Origin of the sequence: Amycolatopsis albidoflavus (assembly GCF_039525725.1) — a bacterium.
Taxonomy (GTDB): domain Bacteria; phylum Actinomycetota; class Actinomycetes; order Mycobacteriales; family Pseudonocardiaceae; genus Amycolatopsis; species Amycolatopsis albidoflava.
This window is the reverse complement of record NZ_BAAAHV010000012.1, coordinates 580,982-598,328: the sequence shown is the minus strand read 5'-3', so window position 1 is coordinate 598,328 and position 17,347 is coordinate 580,982. Positions and strand designations below refer to the sequence as shown.

The window sequence follows — 17,347 nt, the reverse complement described above, 5'->3', positions numbered from 1 at the left end:
TGGATATGGAGCCGATCGCCGTAGTCGGGATGGCGGTCCGGTTTCCGGGTTCGAATGACCTCGGCGCATTCTGGCGGAATCTCCTCGACGGCCGGGATTGCCTCTCCGCGCTTTCCGACGACCAGATCCTGCGCGCCGGAGAAGACCCGAAACGCCTCGCCATGCCTGGCTATGTGCGCGGCCGTCCCCGCATCGACGCGCCCTACGACTTCGACGCCGCGTTCTTCGGCCTCACCCCGCGAGAAGCCGAGATCCGCGACCCTCAGTTCCGGGTGTTCCTCGAGGTCGGCCACGCTGCGCTGGAGCACGCCGGGCAGGTGCCCGCCGATTTCCCCGGCCGGATCGGCGTTTTCGCCGGCGCGGGCAGCAACCGGTACGCCAGCGAACACGTGGAGCCGGACGCCCGCCTGCTTCGCTCGGTCGGCCAGCTCGCCGTGGATTTCAACAACGACCCGGACTATTTCGCCGCCAGCGTCGCGCAACGCCTCGGGCTGACCGGGCCGAGCCTGACCGTCCGCACCGCCTGCTCCACCTCGCTGGTCGCCCTGCACCTCGCGCGTCAAGCGCTGCTCGCGGGCGATTGCGAACTCGCGCTCGTCGGCGGTTCGATGATCGACCCGCAGAGCGAACGCGGATTCGTGCACGTGCCCGGCGGAGTCAACTCCGCGGACGGCTCGTGCCGCCCCTTCTCCAGCACGGCCACCGGCACGAACTTCGGCGACGGCGTCGGCGCGATCGTGCTCAAACGGCTCTCCGACGCGCTGTCCGACGGCGACACCGTCCACGCGGTCGTGCGCGGTTCGATGGTGAACAACGACGGCGGACGCGGCACCGGCTTCACCGCGCCGAGCGTCGACGGACAGGCCGACTGCATCACCGGCGCGTTCACCGCGGCGGAGATCGACCCGAGCACGATCTCGTACTTCGAAGCCCACGGCACCGGTACGGGCATCGGCGACCGCACCGAGGTCGCCGCGATGACCCAGGCGTTCCGCGCGCTCGCCGGGCAACCCCTGCCGCCGGGTTCCTGCCTGCTCGGCTCAGTGAAGTCCAACGTCGGCCACCTCGGCACCGCGGCCGGAGTGGCGGGCGTGATCAAGACCGTCCTCGCGCTGCACCACGAGCGGCTGCCCGCGAGCATCCACGTGGACGCGGTGAACCCGGAACTGGGCCTCGCCGACTCGCCGTTCGAGGTGCTCACCGAGTCTCGCCCGTGGCCCCGTCAGCCGGGTTCGGTCCGCCGCGCTTGTGTGAATTCCTTCGGCATCGGCGGCACGAACGCCCACGTCATCCTGGAAGAGGCCCCGCCGATCGAGCCCGGCCCGCCTCCGTCTGGGGCGCAGATCGTCATCTGGTCGGCGGACGACCGGACCGCCGAGACCGAGCTTCGCGACCGCCTCCGCGGCTACTTCGCCGACCTCGACCCGGCGCTGTTCGCCGCCGCAGCTCACACGCTCCAGGTCGGCCGGACTGCCCGGGCGGTGCGTTCGGCGGTGGTGGCCCGCGACCGTGACGATTTCCTCGCGCAGCTGGCGTCCAGCGTCCTCAGCTCGGACGACCGTCCCCGCAGTGTGGGCCTGCACTTCCCGGACGAATCGGCGTGGCAACCCGGGTTGGCGACCGGTCTTTACGCCGCCGAGCCCGACTTCCGCGACGTCTGCGACGCCGCCTTCGAGGTCTTCGAACCCCTAGCCGGACAGCTGCGTGCCCCGTGGCTCGCGGGTGGCGCGCCCGACCACGCCCGTCCGATTCTTTTCGTCCTCCAGTACGCGATGGCCACCTGCCTGACCCGCTGGGGAGTGCGGCCGGAGAGCGTGTCCGGAGACGGCGTCGGCACACTGGCCGCACAAGCCTTCCGCGAGGGCGAGATCTCGCGCCAGCTTGCGGAACGCGTGCTGAGCGGCGCGGAGAGTCCACAAAGGATCGAGCCGCGAGCGGACCTGACGGTGCTGATCGGCCCCGGCACCGCGTCGTCGCGGACCCTGCCCGTCCTGTCCGGCACCGGCCTCGACGACGCTCTGGCCACCCTGTGGGTCCACGGTCAGGACATCGACTGGCGCAGCCGCGTCCCGCGCCCCGCCCGCCGGATCCCAGTGCCCGGCTATCCCTACCAACGACGGCGGCACTGGGTCGAGTACCACGGCCCAGCCACCAGCGACGTGCCGAAACCCGCCGGATGGACGCTGCTGCACGAGCGCTGGCAACCCGGCAGCGAGGCACCAACGACCACCGTTCGCGGCGGACGAGCACTGGTCCTCCGATCGGAGAACGCCCAGTGGGTAACGGATGCCGTATCCACAGCCGGGTACCACGCCACCGACCTGCCCACCGTCGAGGCCCTGCGCGAAACTGCGGTACCCGAGCTGATCGTTCACGCCCTCGGCGTCACCGACGACGACAGCCCCGACCTGGAAACCGGCCTCTACAGCGTCCTGGCTTGCGTCCAAACCCTGGCGAAGCAACTCCGGTCCACCCCGGCCACCCTGGCGATCCTGGTCCGGAACGCAGTCGACCTGACCGGCGCCGAACCGCTCAACCCCGCCCGCGCGATGCTGAATGCCTTCGCCCGCACCGTCGAACGAGAGATCCCCAGCCTCCGCTGCGTACTGATCGACGTCGGCCCGGTCGCGGTGACCTCTGTCCTGGCCGCCGAACTCGCCACCCTGACCGCACCCCACGTCGCCCTGCGCGGCCGCACCCGGTGGCTGCCCGGCATCGTGCCCGTCGACGACGCTCCGGCCGAGCCACGACCTTTGCGGGAGAACGGGATCTACCTGATCACCGGCGGCCTCGGGGGAGTGGGCCTGGTCATCGCGCAGGCACTGGCGGACACCGGCCTCCGCCCGCGATTGGCCCTGCTCGGCCGCTCCGCCGCCCGCACCCCGGGGATCGCGCGACTCGAAGCAGCGGGCGCGACCGTCGCGGTGCTCAACGCCGACGTGACCGACTCCGAATCCCTGAGCAGTGCCTTCGCCGAGGTCGAGCGGACGTTCGGCCGAGGCCCGCACGGAGTCGTCCACGCCGCCGGAATCGCCGGCGGCGGCCTGATCGAACGCCGCTCCCGGTCCGATGTGGACAGTGTCCTGCGACCGAAGGTGCACGGCACTCTCGCACTCGAACACGCCCTGTCCGGAAGAGACCTCGACTTCCTCGTCTACTTCTCCAGCCACGCCGGAGTGTCCGGCCTCCGCGGCAGCGCCGACTACGCCGCCGCCAACGCGTTCCTCAACGCCCACGCCGCCCACCACCGCCTCCGCCACCCCCGGACGCTCTCGATCGCCTGGCCCGCCTGGGACCGAACCGGCATGACCGACACCCCCGGCCACCGCGTCGTGATCACCCCCGGACAGACCTGGCAGCTCGACGAACACCAGTTCGGCGGCGTCGCGGTCCTGCCCGCCACCGCGATGCTGGAGTTCGCCGTCACCGCCGCGCGAGCCCTCCTGCCGGACACGTCACCGGTCGGCCTGCGCGACGTGCTGATCTTGCGTTCCCTGCCCGTCACCGAGCCCCACTACGTCGAGGTAGCCGTCTCCGCCGCACCTGGCGGCCATCGCTTCCGCCTGCGCTCGAAACCCGTGCAGGGGCAAGGGGAGTGGACGGACCACGCCGAGGGATCAATCGAAGCCTCCGGTGCCGAACCCGAACTCGCCAGCTCGTCGCGCCCCAGCGCTGTCCCGCAGGTGCCCACGGCAGCGGCAGGTCCCGGCTTCGGATTCGGCCCGCGCTGGGAAAGCGAAGTCCGCCGATGGCGCGACGAACACGAAGCGGTCGCCGAACTCGAACTGCCCGAAAAGTTCCACGCCGACCTCCGCGAGCACCTCCTGCACCCGGCTCTGCTCGACGTCGCGACCGCCACCCTGATCGACACCACCGCCGACGCGGTGTTCGTCCCGTTCCGCTACCGCTCGATCGCCGTCTTCGACCGCCTGACCAGCCGGGTCACCGCCCGCTCCCAGCTACGCGAGCAAACCAGCACCACCCGCGTAGTCGACGTGGACCTCCACGACACCGAGACCGGCAAACACCTCGTCGCGATCCGCTCGCTGACCTTCCGCGCCGTGCCCCGCACCGACTTCAGCCGCCCCGCCGCCCCGGCGGCAACGTCGCGCGATCCGCAACTCGCCCCAGCGGAAGGCGCGCGGATCTTCCTCGATGCTCTCAGCCGCGACCTGCCCGCTACGGTGATCGTCGACCACCTGGGCGCTCCGTCCGCACCGGAACCCGCCGCCGAGCCGACCCCGCCGCCCGCCCCAGCCGGGCAGCCAGTCGTCGAGGTCGTCCGTCAACTGTGGACAGACCTGCTCGGCAACCCCGACATCGGCCTCGACGACGACTTCTTCGACGTGGGCGGCAGTTCGCTCGCCGCCGTGCACATCGTGGACCAGATCGAACAGCGCTACGGCATCGCGCTGAGCTCGGGCGCGCTGTTCGAATCCGCGACCGTGCGCTCCGTCTCGGCCACCCTGACCGACCGAGGAGCACGATGAGCGACCAGATCGCGATCGTAGGCCTGGCCTGCCGTTTCCCCGGCGCGAACGAGGTCGGCCAGTTGTGGGAGAACCTCCGCGGCGGCGTCGCCTCGATCGCCGACCGCACCGAGGAGCAACTCCGCGAGGCCGGAGTCCCGCTCACCCGCATCGCCGACCCCGATTACGTCCGCGCCGCCGCGCTCGTAGACGACCTGGCCGGATTCGACGCGGACCTGTTCGGCTACCGCCCGGAGCTGGCCAGGGCCACCGACCCGCAGCACCGGTTGTTCCTCGAATGCGCGCACGCCGCGCTCCAGAACGCCGGCTACGACACCGGCCGCGTCCCCGGGCGAGCCGGAGTGTTCGGTTCCGCCGCCCCGAACCTCTACGGCGCCCTGCACGTCAGCCGCGACCCAGCCGCCCGCGCCGCGCTCGCGTCGCTGGAGTGGAGCGTGGGCAACGAAAACGACTACCTGGCCACGAACGTCTCGCACCGCCTCGGCCTGGACGGCCCCAGCCTGGCGGTCTCCACCGCGTGCTCCTCGGCCCTCGTCGCGGTGCACCTGGCCGCGCAATCCCTGCGGCAGGGCGACTGCGACCTCGCCCTCGCCGGAGCCGCCGACGTCCAGTTGCCCTACGGCCACGGCTACCTTTGGCACGAGGGCGCCATCGTGTCCCGCACCGGCCGGTGCCGCCCCTTCGACGCCGCCGCCGACGGAACCGTCTTCGGCTCCGGCGCGGGCGTCGTCGCGCTCAAACGCCTCGCCGACGCCGTCGCCGACCGCGACCACATCTACGCGGTGATCGGCGGCTCCGCGGTCAACAACGACGGATCCCGCCGGTTCACCTTCACCTCGCCCGGCATCATCGGCCAGGTAGAACTCGTCCGGACCGCGCTCGCCCGCGCCGGACTCGCCGCCGCCGACCTCGGCTACGTCGAATGCCACGGCACCGGCACCACCGTCGGCGACCCGATCGAGGTCGAGGCGCTGACCACCGTGCTGGCGGGCTGCGGCGACGTCCCCATCGGCTCGGTCAAGGGCAACATCGGCCACCTGGGCTCCGCGGCGGGGATCGCGGGCCTCGTCAAAACCGCGCTCTCGATCCACAATGGACAAATCCCGGCGAGCGCCGGTTTCGCCGAACCCAACCCGGACGTCGGCTTCGAGTCCAGCCCCTGCTTCGTCAACACGGAACTCCGCGACTGGCCGCAGGTTCGCCGCGCGGCGGGTGTCAGCTCCTTCGGCATCGGCGGCACCAACGCCCACGTCGTGCTCACCCAAGCCCCGGTTGTCGCCACCGAAGCCAGCACGCGGCCCCGGCAGCTGATCACCGTCTCCGGCCGGAGCGAAGCCGCGGCCAACGCCGCCGTCCGCGCGCTGGCCGAGACCGTGCGCGCGAACCCGGGCCTCGACGTCGCCGACCTGGCCCACACCCTCCACCGCGGCCGGGCCGCACACGCACACCGCCGTACCCTGGTGGCCGCGCCTGACGAGAATCTGGCTCAACGCCTGGAAGAACTGGCCGTCGACGGCCGTCCGCCGGCCCCACGACGTCCGCCGGCAGTCGCGTTCCTGTTCCCGGGGCAGGGCGAGCAATACGCGGGAATGGGCCGCGAACTCGCCGCACGCGAACCGGTGTTCCGCCGCGAACTCGACCGTTGCGCCGAACTCCTCGGCATCGACCTGGACCAGGAAACCCTGCGTACCACGGACCTCGCCCAACCCGCGCTGTTCGCCGTCGAATACGCCCTCGCCCAGCTGTGGACGCACTGGGGCATTCGGCCCCGAGCCCTCGCCGGACACAGCATCGGCGAGTACGCCGCGGCCTGCGTCGCGGGATGCTTCAGCCTCGAAGACGCCGCCAACCTGGTCGTCCTGCGCGGCGAACTCATGGCGAGCACCGCTCCCGGCGCGATGCTCGCCGTCCCGCTGTCCGAGGACGACCTGCGCGCCGAACTGCCGGAGGGCTTGCAGATCGCCGCGGTCAACAGCGCCCGCAACACCGTCGCCTCCGGGCCCGTGCACCTCATGGATCTGCTCCGAAACCAGTTGACAGACAAGGGAATCCGCTGCGTCCCGCTTCCCGTAGACCACGCCTTCCATTCCGCGCTGATGGACCCGATCCTCCCGAAGTTCCGCGCCGCCCTCGCGGACATCGAGTTCCGCGCCCCGGAAATCCCGGTCGTCTCGAGCGTCACCGGCGACTGGCTGACCGCCGGCCAGGCCCGCGACCCGGAATACTGGGTCCGGCAACTGCGTCAGCCGGTCCGTTTCGCCGACGCACTGAACACGTTGTGGGACAACGGAGAGCACGCCTTGCTCGAAGTCGGCCCCGGCGGCGCACTGTCCACCATCGCACGCCTGCACTGGCGCGAAACTCGAACCGCCCCCGCCCCGGCCATCGTCTCTTCCATGCGCCACCGCGCCGACAAACGCACCGACTCCGACCTGCTGCTGCGCGCGCTCGGCACCCTCTGGTCCGCCGGAATCGAACCGGACTGGGACACGTTCTGGGCGGGGGAGAACCGCCGCCGCGTGCCGCTGCCCGGCTACCCGTACCAACGCGTCCACGCCTGGGTCGACCCGGATCCCGGACGTCCGCCGCTGGCAGGCATGTACGGCGTGCCGCTGACCGCCCAGCCGGCAGCCGAAACCACGCCGCTCGAACTGCCCACTTGGGCCGAACAACCCCTCGACCAGACCAGCGTCGGCGTCACCCCCGGCGAACCCTGGCTCGTCTTCACCGCAGGCTCGCCGGTCGTAGACCAGGTCCTCGACGACCTCCGCCGCGCCGGAGCCACCGTCGTCCGAGCCGAACCCGGCGCCGAGTTCGCCCGCCGCGCCCCCGGCCGGTACACGCTCCGCCCAGCCAACCCCGACGACTACGACGCCCTGTTGACCGATCTCGCCGCCGCCGGACTGGCACCCCGCCGCATCGTGCACGCCTGGCTGCTCGACGAGGAAAGCCTCGACCACGGCCTGTACAGCCTGCTCGCGCTCGGCCGGATTCTGGCGCGTCGGCAGATCTCGGTCCCGATCACCCTGACCGTCCTCGCCACGGGCCTGCACGAGGTCACCGGCACCGACCCGGTCACCCCCGCCAAAGCGACCGTCCTCGGCCCGCACCACATGGTCAATCAGGAGATCCCGAACCTGTCGAGCCGCGTCGTCGACCTCGCGATGCCCGCGGACGCACAGCAGGTCCTCGCCGAACTCGCCGCCGCGGACGACCAGGTCGCCCTGCGCGGACGCCGCCGCTGGGTCCGCGAAATCCGCCCCCTGCCGAGCAACCCGCCGCAATCCCTGCCGTCGCTGCTGCGCGAACGCGGCACCTACCTGATCACCGGCGGACTAGGCGGTATCGGCCTGGCGCTCGCCGAAGACCTCGCCCGTCTGGTCCGCGCCCGGCTCGTCCTGGTCGGCCGCTCCAGCTTCCCCGACCGGCCCGATTGGGACACCTACCTCGCCGAAGGCCCGTGCCCGATCCGCAAGCAGACCATCAGGCGCTTCAAGGAGATCGAGGCTCTGGGCGGCTCCGTCCTGGTCCAGGTCTCGGACGTCGCCGACGAACCCGACATGCGCCGGATCCGCGACACCTGCGGCCGCGTCGACGGCATCTTCCACGCCGCGGGCAGCCCCGGCGGCGGCATGATGGCGGTCCGCCGCCGCGAGGACGTCGAAGCCGTGCTCGCCCCGAAGGTCACCGGAACCCAGGTCCTGGACCGGGTTTTCGGCCAGGACCCGGACTTCCTCGTCCTGTTCTCCTCAGTCACCGCGCTCGTCCCGACCTACTACGGCCAAGCCGACTACCTCGCCGCCAACGCTTATCTCGACGCCTTCGCCCACGCCAGCCCGCCTGGCCCGCGGCACACCGTGTCGGTCAACTGGGACGCCTGGAGCGAGACCGGCATGCTCGCGTCCGACGATCCGCACAGCAACTACCTCCGCACCAGCGAAGGCCTCGACCTGCTCTGGCGCATCCTCGCCGCCCGCCTCGGCCCGCAAGTGATCGCCGCCCCGCGCGGCCTCGCCGAAGTCGGCCGCGAAGCCGCCCAGCGGATGGAACCCCCTGCCGCCCCGACGCCCGCGCACCACCTCGCCCCGGTAGTGCGCGAGGACCTGGCCGACGCGACCGACCTGCAACGAAGCCTGCTGCGACTGTGGGAAGAAACCCTTGGCGTCCCCGACCTCGACCTGGACAGCGACTTCTTCGAACTCGGCGGCAACTCGCTGCAAGCCACCCAGTTGCTCGCCCGGCTCCGCGAACACCTGGACGTCGACCTGCCCGCCGCGACCCTGTTCGACCACTCGACGATCCGCGCCCTCGCCGGCGAGCTCAACGCACTCCGATGAACCTGGCCGACCCTCGTACCTTCGAGTCCGACCTCACCGAGTTCTGGCGCTCCACCCGCGCGGACAGCCCGGTCTACCGCCACGAACCGCACGGCTTCTGGGTCGTGTCGCGGCACGCGGACGTCCTGGCCGTCTACCGCGACGCCGCCCACTACACGTCCGAACGCGGCAACGTCCTGGTCACCCTGCTGGCCGGGGAGACTCCGCGTCCGGCCGCATGCTCGCGGTCACCGACGGCCCGCGCCACCGCGAACTCCGCCAGATCCTGCAACGCGCCTTCACCCCCGCGGCGCTCGCCCGACTCACTCGCCAAGTCCGCCGGAACACGCGCACCCTGATCACCGACGCCGTCTCGCGCGGCGATTGCGACTTCGCCGCCGACGTCGCCAGCCGCATCCCCATCACGACGGTCGGACACCTCCTGGGCGTACCCGAGAGCGATCACGATTTCCTTCTGACGCAAACAAAACGCGCCCTCAGCTCGGAGGACCGCGACTCCGACGAGCTGGAATCGACTCTGGCCCGCAACGAAATCCTGGCCTACTTCACCGGCCGGCTGGCCGAGCGCCGTGCCGCCCCCGCCGACGATGTCCTCAGCGCACTGGCTGCCACTGCGTTGTCGGCCGAAGAGATCGTCCTGAACTGCTACAGCCTGCTCATCGGCGGCGACGAGACGAGCCGCCTGTCCATGATCGAGGCCGTCCGCGCCCTCGCTGCTCACCCTTCGCAATGGGATCTGCTGCGCAACGGAGACGTCGCTCTGCCCACCGCCACCGACGAGGTCCTGCGCTGGTCGACTCCCGCAATGCACTTCGGCCGCACTGCGATCGCTGACACCGAAATCGCCGGTCATCCCGTCGCGGCGGGGGAGATCGTCACGCTGTGGCTCAGTTCGGCGAACCGCGACGACACCGTCTTCGCGGACCCGGACCGTTTCGACCTCCGCCGCACCCCGAACAAACACCTCGCCTTCGGCTACGGCCCGCACTACTGCGTCGGCGCCCAGCTGGCGCGGATCGAGATCGCTGAGCTGCTTTCGGCGCTCCGGAAGTACGCGACCGGGTTCGAGGTCGTCGGCGAACCAAGGCGGATTCACTCCAACTTCCTGACCGGGTACAGCACCCTGCCGGTGCGGTTCGTCCCGGATACCGCGGAGCTTTACTGAAGCCGGTACGTGCCCGGCCAGCGGAGTTCCCGGGAAACCGCCGTGAGCCAAGCGGTCTCGGCGGCGATGGTCGGAGCGAGGCCGGACGGCCGGTAGTCCGCCGCAGCGCGGAAACGGCGCCCTTCGCGGTGGGCGGCCAGCGCGGCCACGATCAAAGCGGCCTCGACAGCGGCGGGTATCCGCTGCGGGGCGATGCCAGCGCGCCGGGCGAGGTACGCCGCGCGCTCGGCCACCGCGGGATCGAAATGCTCCCGCAGCGCCAGGTGCCCGTCCCGGATCTCGATGATCCGGCGGTAGAGGGCGAGATGGACCCCGCCGCCGGTGTTCAGGACGATGCCCGGCACCGCCTCCCGCATCACCGTCCACAGCGGACCGAGCCGGCGGTACCCCAGATAGGCCCGCAGCCACCGCACGGGCGCGCCCAGCCGCGGTCCCCACGCGGAAAGTGTCGCGCCCGCGGCGGCGAGCGTCACGGCCACCGCCCCGAGCAGCACCGACGGAGTGTCCTCAGCGGCGCTGACCCGACCGGCCGCCAGCAAGCTGTAGATGTCCTCCACCGCCCACGCTGTCCACAACAGACCGGCCGAGGCTCCGGCGATGATCAACTGGAGCCCGCGCCGCAGCGAGCCGGGCGTCATCCGCTTGGCGTACCGCCAGATGAGGAGGATGAACAGCGACAACGCCGACGCGGCGGCCAAGGTGTAGATCACGTAGTAGATCAGCAACGGCAGGACGCCGACCCTGCTCACCACAGTGTTCCCGGCGATCTCCCTGGCGTCGGCGGCGGCGAACAGAACGGCGTTGACCGCCAGCAGTTCGCCGGTCACGAGCAGGGAACAGCGGACCTGCCGCCGCGTCGGCTCTCCCGGCGACAGCGATCGCGCGAACAGGACGAGGAACGCGAGCGAGGCGAGTTTCAGCTCGTCGCCGAGCAAGCTCGCGGTATTGCCGCCCCCGACGGCGAGCAGGGTCATCCCGGCGGTCAAGCAGCCGATGAACATGCCCAGGTACCTGATCCCCGGCGGCGGCACCGGCCGGCGCGACTCCACCTTCGCGGCCACCGCGAGCAGCGCGCACAGACAGCCGGAGTAACCGATCGCCTCGATCACCCGAACCACCGCTCCACCAAAGCCAGCCCGCGCGAAACGAGCGCGTCCCCGGCAGGCTCGGGCTCGTGCCCGCGGGCCGCACGGTGCGCGACCAGGGTGGCGAGCAGTTCCGCCTCCTGCTCCTGCACCTCGGTGTACACCGAACGGCCGAGCACCCGCTGGACGAGTTCGGGGGAGAGGGTGGGCAGGAGCGCACCGACGTCGACGCTGCCGGCGTGCCCGCACACGAGGTGCCCGATTTCGTGCAACAGGATGTGCTGCCGGTGCAGCGCGGAAGTGTTGGCGGGCAACAGGATGTAGTCGGCGCGGTCGGTGGACATCACCAGCCCGCACGGCCCCCCGATCACTCTGGCCGGCAGCAGCTCGATCGGCCTGCCCCGCCCGGCGGCGACGCCCCGGACGAACTCGGCCGGGTCGAAGGGCTCCGGCAGGTCCAGGTCGCCGGCCAGTTTCCGGCATCTTCGCCACAGCTTGCGATCCACGAACCGACCCCCCAGTTCCGCCTTACTCGCCCGCTTCTCTTCGCGCGATCGCGTCGATCATGTCGCTGATGGTGCCCAGCCCGGCCCTGGAGAGGGTCACCGCGCGCAGCGCCACGTCCCGCACCCCCGCGTCGCGCAGCGCGCCGAGCAGCTCCAGCTCCTCGGCGATCCGGGCGCTCTGCTCGTCGTCGAAGAAATACGCGGGCGGGACCTGGAAAAACCCGGCCAGCGCCTCGAGGTGCCGCTTGGTGGGATTGTCCCGGCGGCCCGTGCGCAGCTGCCACAGATAGGTAGCCGAGAAGGTCTCGCCCGTCGCCTCCCGGCACGCGCTCGCGACCTCTTCGCTGGAGTACTGATCGCGGCCCGGCTTGCGCACGACGTCGAACAGCTTCTCGATCTTCTCGGCGAGCGAGGCCATCGGCAGCCTTCCTCTGCTGGCGTGAACATGTACGGCTTCCGGATTCATCTTAGTTGACATCGGCCGCCCCGTCATCCAGGATCGGATATCAGCTGAGATGAATGAAAGATCAGATCGCACTCATGTCAGCTAACACCCCGAAATCAAGGAGAAGCACCATGAAGCGAAAGCTCCTGGCCGGCGCGATCGGCGCACTGGCCCTGGCCGGCTCGATGTTCACCGCGGCCCCCGCGTCCGCGGCCCCCGCCGCCGCCCCCAAGCCGGTCCAGCCGGTGGGCTATTACGCCTTCGGCTCGTACTACTTCAACGGCACGAAGTGCATCGACGAAGACTCGGACGACAGCAGAGGCGACGGCCGCAAAGTCTGGACCTACAACTGCAACGGCAGCTACAACCAGCAATGGGCGATCGCCCCGGACGGCTCCATCCACAGCACCAACGACGGCCGCTGCCTGTCCCCGTCCGCGACCGGCCTGGGCGACCCGACCCCGCGCCTGGAGGGCTGGGGCTGCAACGGCAGAGCCGAACAGCAGTGGGTCTTCTACGACGACGGGACCATCCGCAACCGCCTCCTGGGCACCTGCATCCAGTTCGGTTTGGACCAGGTGAACAAGAAGGGCGTGTACACGTTTGTCGGGCAGTGCAACAACTTCGCCCCCCTGCAGGGCTGGGACGCGCACTTCCTGCACAGCTGATGGCGCGAACCGGGCGGAGCCTTTCGCGGGGCTCCGCCCGGTTCAGCGGGAACTCCGATCCGCCGACAACGGCGAAGGGCCGGGAGGCAGAGGCTGTTGCGGACTGTGAATTCGAGCTCCGCGACGTCCGTTGTTGAGGGTGCTTCGCCCAGCCGGGGATCTTGCTCAGACAAGTCCGGGTCGGACGCTGGCACCCTGGCTCATTCAGGTGCCAGTGCCGGAGTTCCGCACGGCGGTGCCGAAATCACGCGCGGCGGTGTCATCGGCCTTGGTTCGGCGGACCTTGGCCAGCAAGTGCGCCGCCAGCTCGGCAGGCGTGTGGTCTTTGGTGCGGAGGAAACCGGTGGCGGGGTTGAGCAGTTCGGCCGGCACCTCCGACTGGTCCACGAGGACGGGCAGCACGTAGTCGTCGTTTCGCCGCGTGGCGGCCTCGATCGCGGTGGCGAAAGCGTCGCGCGCGTGCGCGGCGGCCAGGTATGCGGGCGACAAGAACGGGACGAAGTGCCACGCGCGCTGCCCGTAGACCTTGCGCCCCTCGACGAGGAAGTTCCGCCCCCACCACTCGAAAGTCATGTCGGGCTCGAAGAAGACGACCAAGCCCAGCGTCCGGGCGGCCTCCACCACGGAACGGACGTATTCGCCCACCTCGTCGGTGAACGAGACCGCGACATCGTAGCTGCGCGTGTGCTTAGCCGCCGTATCGCGTGCCAGCGCCTCGCCGAGCACCGCCGCGACCCGGTCGTCGCTGCCCTGCTCGTGCAGCGCCCCGGCCAGTACCCCGTTCTCGGCGAGCTGACCGGGACCAGCGGTCTCCGCCCAGATCCGGTAGGTGTCGGTGGCCTTGATCCGCTGAATCATCTCGTCGCCCTTGTTGGCGAGCCAGCTCTTCGCGAACCTGCCCAGCCGGGCCCGGTCCGTCGGCGAGACGCCCAGCCCCTCGCCGAGCAGTGCGGCCCCGAGTGCTGTGTGCAACGCGTCGTCGGACGAATTCTCGTACTGCGGAACAAGATCCGCCCAGGCGATCATCAGGAGCCACCGGTCGCGGATGGCTCTAGGATGGCCGGATGACGGACAGCTCCGGCACGTACGACGTCGCGGTCTCGTTCTCCGGCAACCAGCGCGACTACGTCGAGCAGGTCGTCCGTGCCTGCGAAGGGCTGGGGGTCGTGGTCTTCTACGACCGCGACGAAACCGTGCGGCTCTGGGGGAAGAACGTCATCACCGAGTTGCGCCGGGTCTACGGCGGGGTGGCCGTCCGCCACGTGATTCCCTTCCTGTCCGAGGACTACATCGCCGGCGCGTACCCGATGGACGAGTTCTACGCCGCCATGACGGTCAGCGTGCGGCGCGGCGGCGACTACATCCTGCCCGTGGTGATGGACGACGTCGAGATTCCTCCGGAACTGCTCAATCCCGCGATCATCTACCTGCGCGCCGCCGACCACTCTCCGGAGGAACTGGCTCGGCTCGTCGCAAGGAAAGTCGCGCTTTCCCGGGCTGAAGGGCATGAGCCGAGAGAAGTCGCGGACGTCGTGGCGGAAGCTCCGGGGCCGAGGCTGCCGCGCGTCGCGCCGGTGCACTTCGACCCCCGCGGTGTGCTGGCGGACGCGATGACCCGGGTCGGGCAGGTTCTCGAGCGGCATTCGCGGCTGCTGCCGGATTACGGTTTCGCCTGCGGAGTGCAGGCTTCGGAAACGTCGGTGCAACTGGTCCTCGCGGAGAACGGACGCGAGGTCTGGAACCTCGCCCTCGTGTGGAGCCGGACCGTGCCGGACTCCCTGGAGGTTCGGCTCGGCCCTTGGCCGCCCGCCGTCGACGGAATAGTGACCGTGCACTGGGACGCCGGTCGTCGAAAGGGCGCGCTCAGGTACGGCGACGGCCCCGTAGCCTCGGCGCTGTTCGCTGCCGATGAGTTCGCGGAGTCGCTGTGGCACAAGGTCGTCGACTTCATCGAGGAAGACCGTCGGTAACCGGCCGTCCGGGGTCACGCGAGCTGCTCCGCGAGCAGGGCCGTGCACACGACGGAGCCCGGCAAGGCCAGCCCTTCGTCCAGTTCCTGCTCGTCGAACGCCTCCTTGACCGCTGTCAGGGCGGTGTGGAAGGAAAGCGGCTGCAGCCGGTCGCGGAGGAGTTCTTGCCACTCGTCCGCGACACCCCAGATCGCGAGGGCTCCGGGCACGTCTCCTTCTAGGGCGGCCGCGGCGCCCCTGGCGAGAATCCCGGAGGAGTCCGTGCTCTTGCGGGCGAGTCCCTCGAGCAGCTGTGCCCGGGGCGCGGTCTGCAGGCGGTCGAACAGCGCGATCTGGTCGAGGTAGCTCCGGGGGTGCGGGGTGTCCACCCGCGGGTCCGCGTAGAACGCCGCCCAGCCGAACGGCTCGACCGAGGCGCCGAAGTCCGACGAGGCCGCGGTCGAGGAGAGCATCTTTCCAAGGAACAACGGGGAGAACTGCTGAACCCTGCGCCCCAGCCCGTCGAGCAGCCGCGCGGCGCGTTCGGCGGCGGGCGGGTGGGTATTGCCTCGCCGGATGAAGAGCGCGGTCTCGGTCGAGTGCACGGTCAGGATCGCCACCAGCGCGCCGAGGGTCGCGTTGATCTCGGGAGACTCGCGTCCCCGACCGCGGCCGAACTTCCGGCGGCCGCTGAGCTGCGTCTCGAACACCCGGACGACGGCGCGGTGGGCGAACAGGTCCGCGTCGAGTTCGCGCTGAGCGTCGGCCGAACAGGCAGGCAGGTGCTCGCCGGGGGAGAACGCGCTGGGAGCGGAGGTGTGCCCGAGCGCGTGGTGAGCGATCTCGTGGCCGAGGACGAACTGCGTGGCGGAAGTGTTGATCAGATCGACGATGTCGTTCCCGGCCCGCTCCTCGGTACGGCCGAGTTTCGCCGCGATGCCGTAGACCCGCTGGTGCACGTTGTAGTACCGGAGCAGCCCGGTCAGGAAGAACGGGTCCTCGCCGAGCCCGCCGCCGGTCGCCATCCGGAAGGACTGCCACATCTGCCTCGCGGACCCGAAGCCGGCGAGCTCTCCCAGCGCGGCTCCGGCGTGAAGGCCGTAGACGTTGGTCAGCGCCAGTATCGCGTCGGAGACGAGAACCAGACCGGAGCCGTCGTCGAACGGCTGCATCTGGGCGGAGACGTCCTCGTCCAAAGCCGATCCGACGTGCACGGCCGCCAGCCGTTCGGCCGGAACGCCGAGCTCCTCCATCGCGGCCTTGACCAAGCCGGAGTTCTCCCCGAGAACCGCGTCCACCGGATGCTCGTAGGCGGCGGCCTCCGTCCTCTCGGCCCACGCGGTGAACAACGTGTCGAGCCGTCGCCGCAGCCCGTGCGCGGCGCGATGTTCGATATCAGCCTTGATGTCGTCCAGCTGCCGAGCCCGATTCGGCCGGACGACGTCCTGGTACTTGCGCTCGGCCATCGTCCTGGAGTCATTCACGCGCCCTGAGTCGGCGCCTGGGCCGGCTTCGTTACGGCCACCCGTCGTCCTCGGCCGGCCCCATCGTCCGCCAGGCTCTTCAAACGCGACAGCCCAGATCGCCGAGTGCAAGCTGCTGTTGCGTGCAGTCCCTGAGCGCCGCGGAGGGAAAACCGCTCGACCCAGAGTTTCGCCCTAGCCGAGCAGCTTGTTCGTCCGGCAACGGGTGCAGTGTCGACCGAATGCGGCACGACGTCGGCGCTTAGTTTCCTTGGAGGACAGTGACGCTTGCCTGGCCGCTCCCGGCGTAGCCGCCATAATCGATGGTGAGATGCCAATGGCCAGTGGTCGGAATCGCCAGCACGACCGGAGACCGCTTGTAGTGTCCTCCGACGTAGTTATGGCCACGCCCGGCCTTGTACGCCGCGAAGTTCGTCGGATCGAGAAGTCGAACGTTGGCCTCTGTCCCTTTGAGATCGACACGGACGCGGGCACCCGCAGGTTGCTGGCCGAGGTCCCAAGATACGAATCTCATTGCACACCACCGCTTTGAGAGGTTGAGACTTGCTGCCCGGAGCTCAAGCCTCACTGTGTCGGCCTACAGTCGCTGTACGCCGGGGATTCGTTTCATCGCAGGTCCGACGATTCCGGTGGGCGGCTATGCGAACAGCTGGGTGAGCCGATCAAGGAGTTGGCCGAATGTGCCGACGTCAAGCGGGTCGTGGTACCCGGGCGCCTCCAGGATGGGGTCGTCGGCGTTACCTGCCCAGTAGCAGAAATCGGCCCAGCCGCCGGTGAACAGCACGACGCTTCCCTCCTGCGCGCCTTTGGCGAGTTCAACGCCAATCGAGTCGGCGTCGATGATCGTCGCGCGATCGGTTTTCAATGCGGGCGGCCATCCTTCGCCCTGCTCCCGCCAAGTGGTCTCGCCCGCGGTAATGCCGAGGTCATGCCACTCGCCACGCCGCTGCGAGATCTGCTGCGCGGCCGCATCCAGGTCGATGACGTTCTCCACGGGATGATTCTGACTGCGGTGGCGACCGGAGCGCACACTGTTTTCGCGGAATCGTTGCCGTCAGCTAGTTGTGGTCGCGGTCGTACTTGCATCTTGATCGCCAGTCGCTGACGGATGGTCAGGCTGGATGTTCGACGTGGTCCCCAAAGGGTCCCAAACCTGCACACCGGCACTCGGGCGCAAGATCAAACCCCAGAAGCAAAAAAAGCCGCCCGACCTGGGCT

The 17,347-nt window shown here is 69.9% G+C and carries 12 protein-coding genes; 5 read left to right on the top strand and 7 right to left on the bottom strand.

Annotated features, from left to right (window positions below; translation table 11 throughout):
- Nucleotides 1-5 precede the first annotated feature (5 nt).
- The 3 genes from ABD156_RS21235 (at nucleotide 6) to ABD156_RS21225 (ending at nucleotide 9,992) form a co-directional block, all read left to right on the top strand.
- Nucleotides 6-4,490: an SDR family NAD(P)-dependent oxidoreductase gene (locus ABD156_RS21235; RefSeq protein ID WP_344276158.1), complete on the top strand. Its 4,485-nt coding sequence runs from the start codon at nucleotides 6-8 to the stop codon at nucleotides 4,488-4,490.
- Entirely contained in the window at nucleotides 4,487-8,827 is a 4,341-nt protein-coding gene (locus ABD156_RS21230) for a beta-ketoacyl synthase N-terminal-like domain-containing protein (RefSeq protein ID WP_344276155.1), read from the top strand. Before ABD156_RS21235 ends, ABD156_RS21230 begins: the two co-directional genes overlap by 4 nt.
- A gap of 217 nt (nucleotides 8,828-9,044) precedes the next feature.
- The gene (locus ABD156_RS21225) at nucleotides 9,045-9,992 is read left to right on the top strand and encodes a cytochrome P450 (RefSeq protein WP_344276151.1); all 948 of its coding nucleotides are present in this window, start codon (nucleotides 9,045-9,047) and stop codon (nucleotides 9,990-9,992) included.
- Here the strand turns inward: ABD156_RS21225 and ABD156_RS21220 are convergent.
- Genes ABD156_RS21220 through ABD156_RS21210 form a run of 3 tightly spaced genes read right to left on the bottom strand, consistent with a single transcriptional unit; the run spans nucleotide 9,986 to nucleotide 12,001 of the window.
- Entirely contained in the window at nucleotides 9,986-11,101 is a 1,116-nt protein-coding gene (locus ABD156_RS21220) for an MAB_1171c family putative transporter (protein WP_344276148.1), read from the bottom strand. The two genes, ABD156_RS21225 and ABD156_RS21220, sit on opposite strands and share 7 nt — an antisense overlap.
- Nucleotides 11,098-11,583, bottom strand: coding sequence for a hypothetical protein (locus ABD156_RS21215; protein WP_344276145.1), 486 nt, complete (start codon nucleotides 11,581-11,583; stop codon nucleotides 11,098-11,100). Before ABD156_RS21215 ends, ABD156_RS21220 begins: the two co-directional genes overlap by 4 nt.
- A gap of 22 nt (nucleotides 11,584-11,605) precedes the next feature.
- Nucleotides 11,606-12,001 (bottom strand): XRE family transcriptional regulator, encoded by a 396-nt coding sequence (locus ABD156_RS21210; RefSeq protein WP_344276142.1) that lies wholly within the window; start codon nucleotides 11,999-12,001, stop codon nucleotides 11,606-11,608.
- Nucleotides 12,002-12,159: 158 nt separating this feature from the next.
- Here ABD156_RS21210 and ABD156_RS21205 point away from each other — a divergent pair, with 158 nt between their 5' ends.
- The gene (locus tag ABD156_RS21205) at nucleotides 12,160-12,696 is read left to right on the top strand and encodes a ricin-type beta-trefoil lectin domain protein (RefSeq protein WP_344276139.1); all 537 of its coding nucleotides are present in this window, start codon (nucleotides 12,160-12,162) and stop codon (nucleotides 12,694-12,696) included.
- 204 nt (nucleotides 12,697-12,900) lie between these two features.
- On the opposite strand, the gene ABD156_RS21200 is transcribed toward ABD156_RS21205, so the two are convergent.
- Entirely contained in the window at nucleotides 12,901-13,722 is an 822-nt protein-coding gene (locus ABD156_RS21200) for a hypothetical protein (RefSeq protein WP_344276136.1), read from the bottom strand.
- Between the two features lie 38 nt (nucleotides 13,723-13,760).
- Between ABD156_RS21200 and ABD156_RS21195 the strand changes: the two genes are divergently transcribed.
- Nucleotides 13,761-14,666, top strand: coding sequence for a TIR domain-containing protein (locus ABD156_RS21195; RefSeq protein ID WP_344276133.1), 906 nt, complete (start codon nucleotides 13,761-13,763; stop codon nucleotides 14,664-14,666).
- Between the two features lie 14 nt (nucleotides 14,667-14,680).
- Here the strand turns inward: ABD156_RS21195 and ABD156_RS21190 are convergent, their stop codons facing one another.
- The 3 genes from ABD156_RS21190 to ABD156_RS21185 all read right to left on the bottom strand — a co-directional run bounded on the left by ABD156_RS21190 (nucleotide 14,681) and on the right by ABD156_RS21185 (nucleotide 17,123).
- Complete coding sequence (locus ABD156_RS21190) at nucleotides 14,681-16,129, bottom strand: hypothetical protein (protein ID WP_344276130.1); 1,449 nt, start codon at nucleotides 16,127-16,129, stop codon at nucleotides 14,681-14,683.
- 241 nt (nucleotides 16,130-16,370) lie between these two features.
- Nucleotides 16,371-16,643, bottom strand: coding sequence for a DUF1883 domain-containing protein (locus ABD156_RS47835; protein ID WP_350539873.1), 273 nt, complete (start codon nucleotides 16,641-16,643; stop codon nucleotides 16,371-16,373).
- Nucleotides 16,644-16,766: 123 nt separating this feature from the next.
- The gene (locus ABD156_RS21185) at nucleotides 16,767-17,123 is read right to left on the bottom strand and encodes a hypothetical protein (RefSeq protein ID WP_344276127.1); all 357 of its coding nucleotides are present in this window, start codon (nucleotides 17,121-17,123) and stop codon (nucleotides 16,767-16,769) included.
- Nucleotides 17,124-17,347 lie beyond the last annotated feature (224 nt).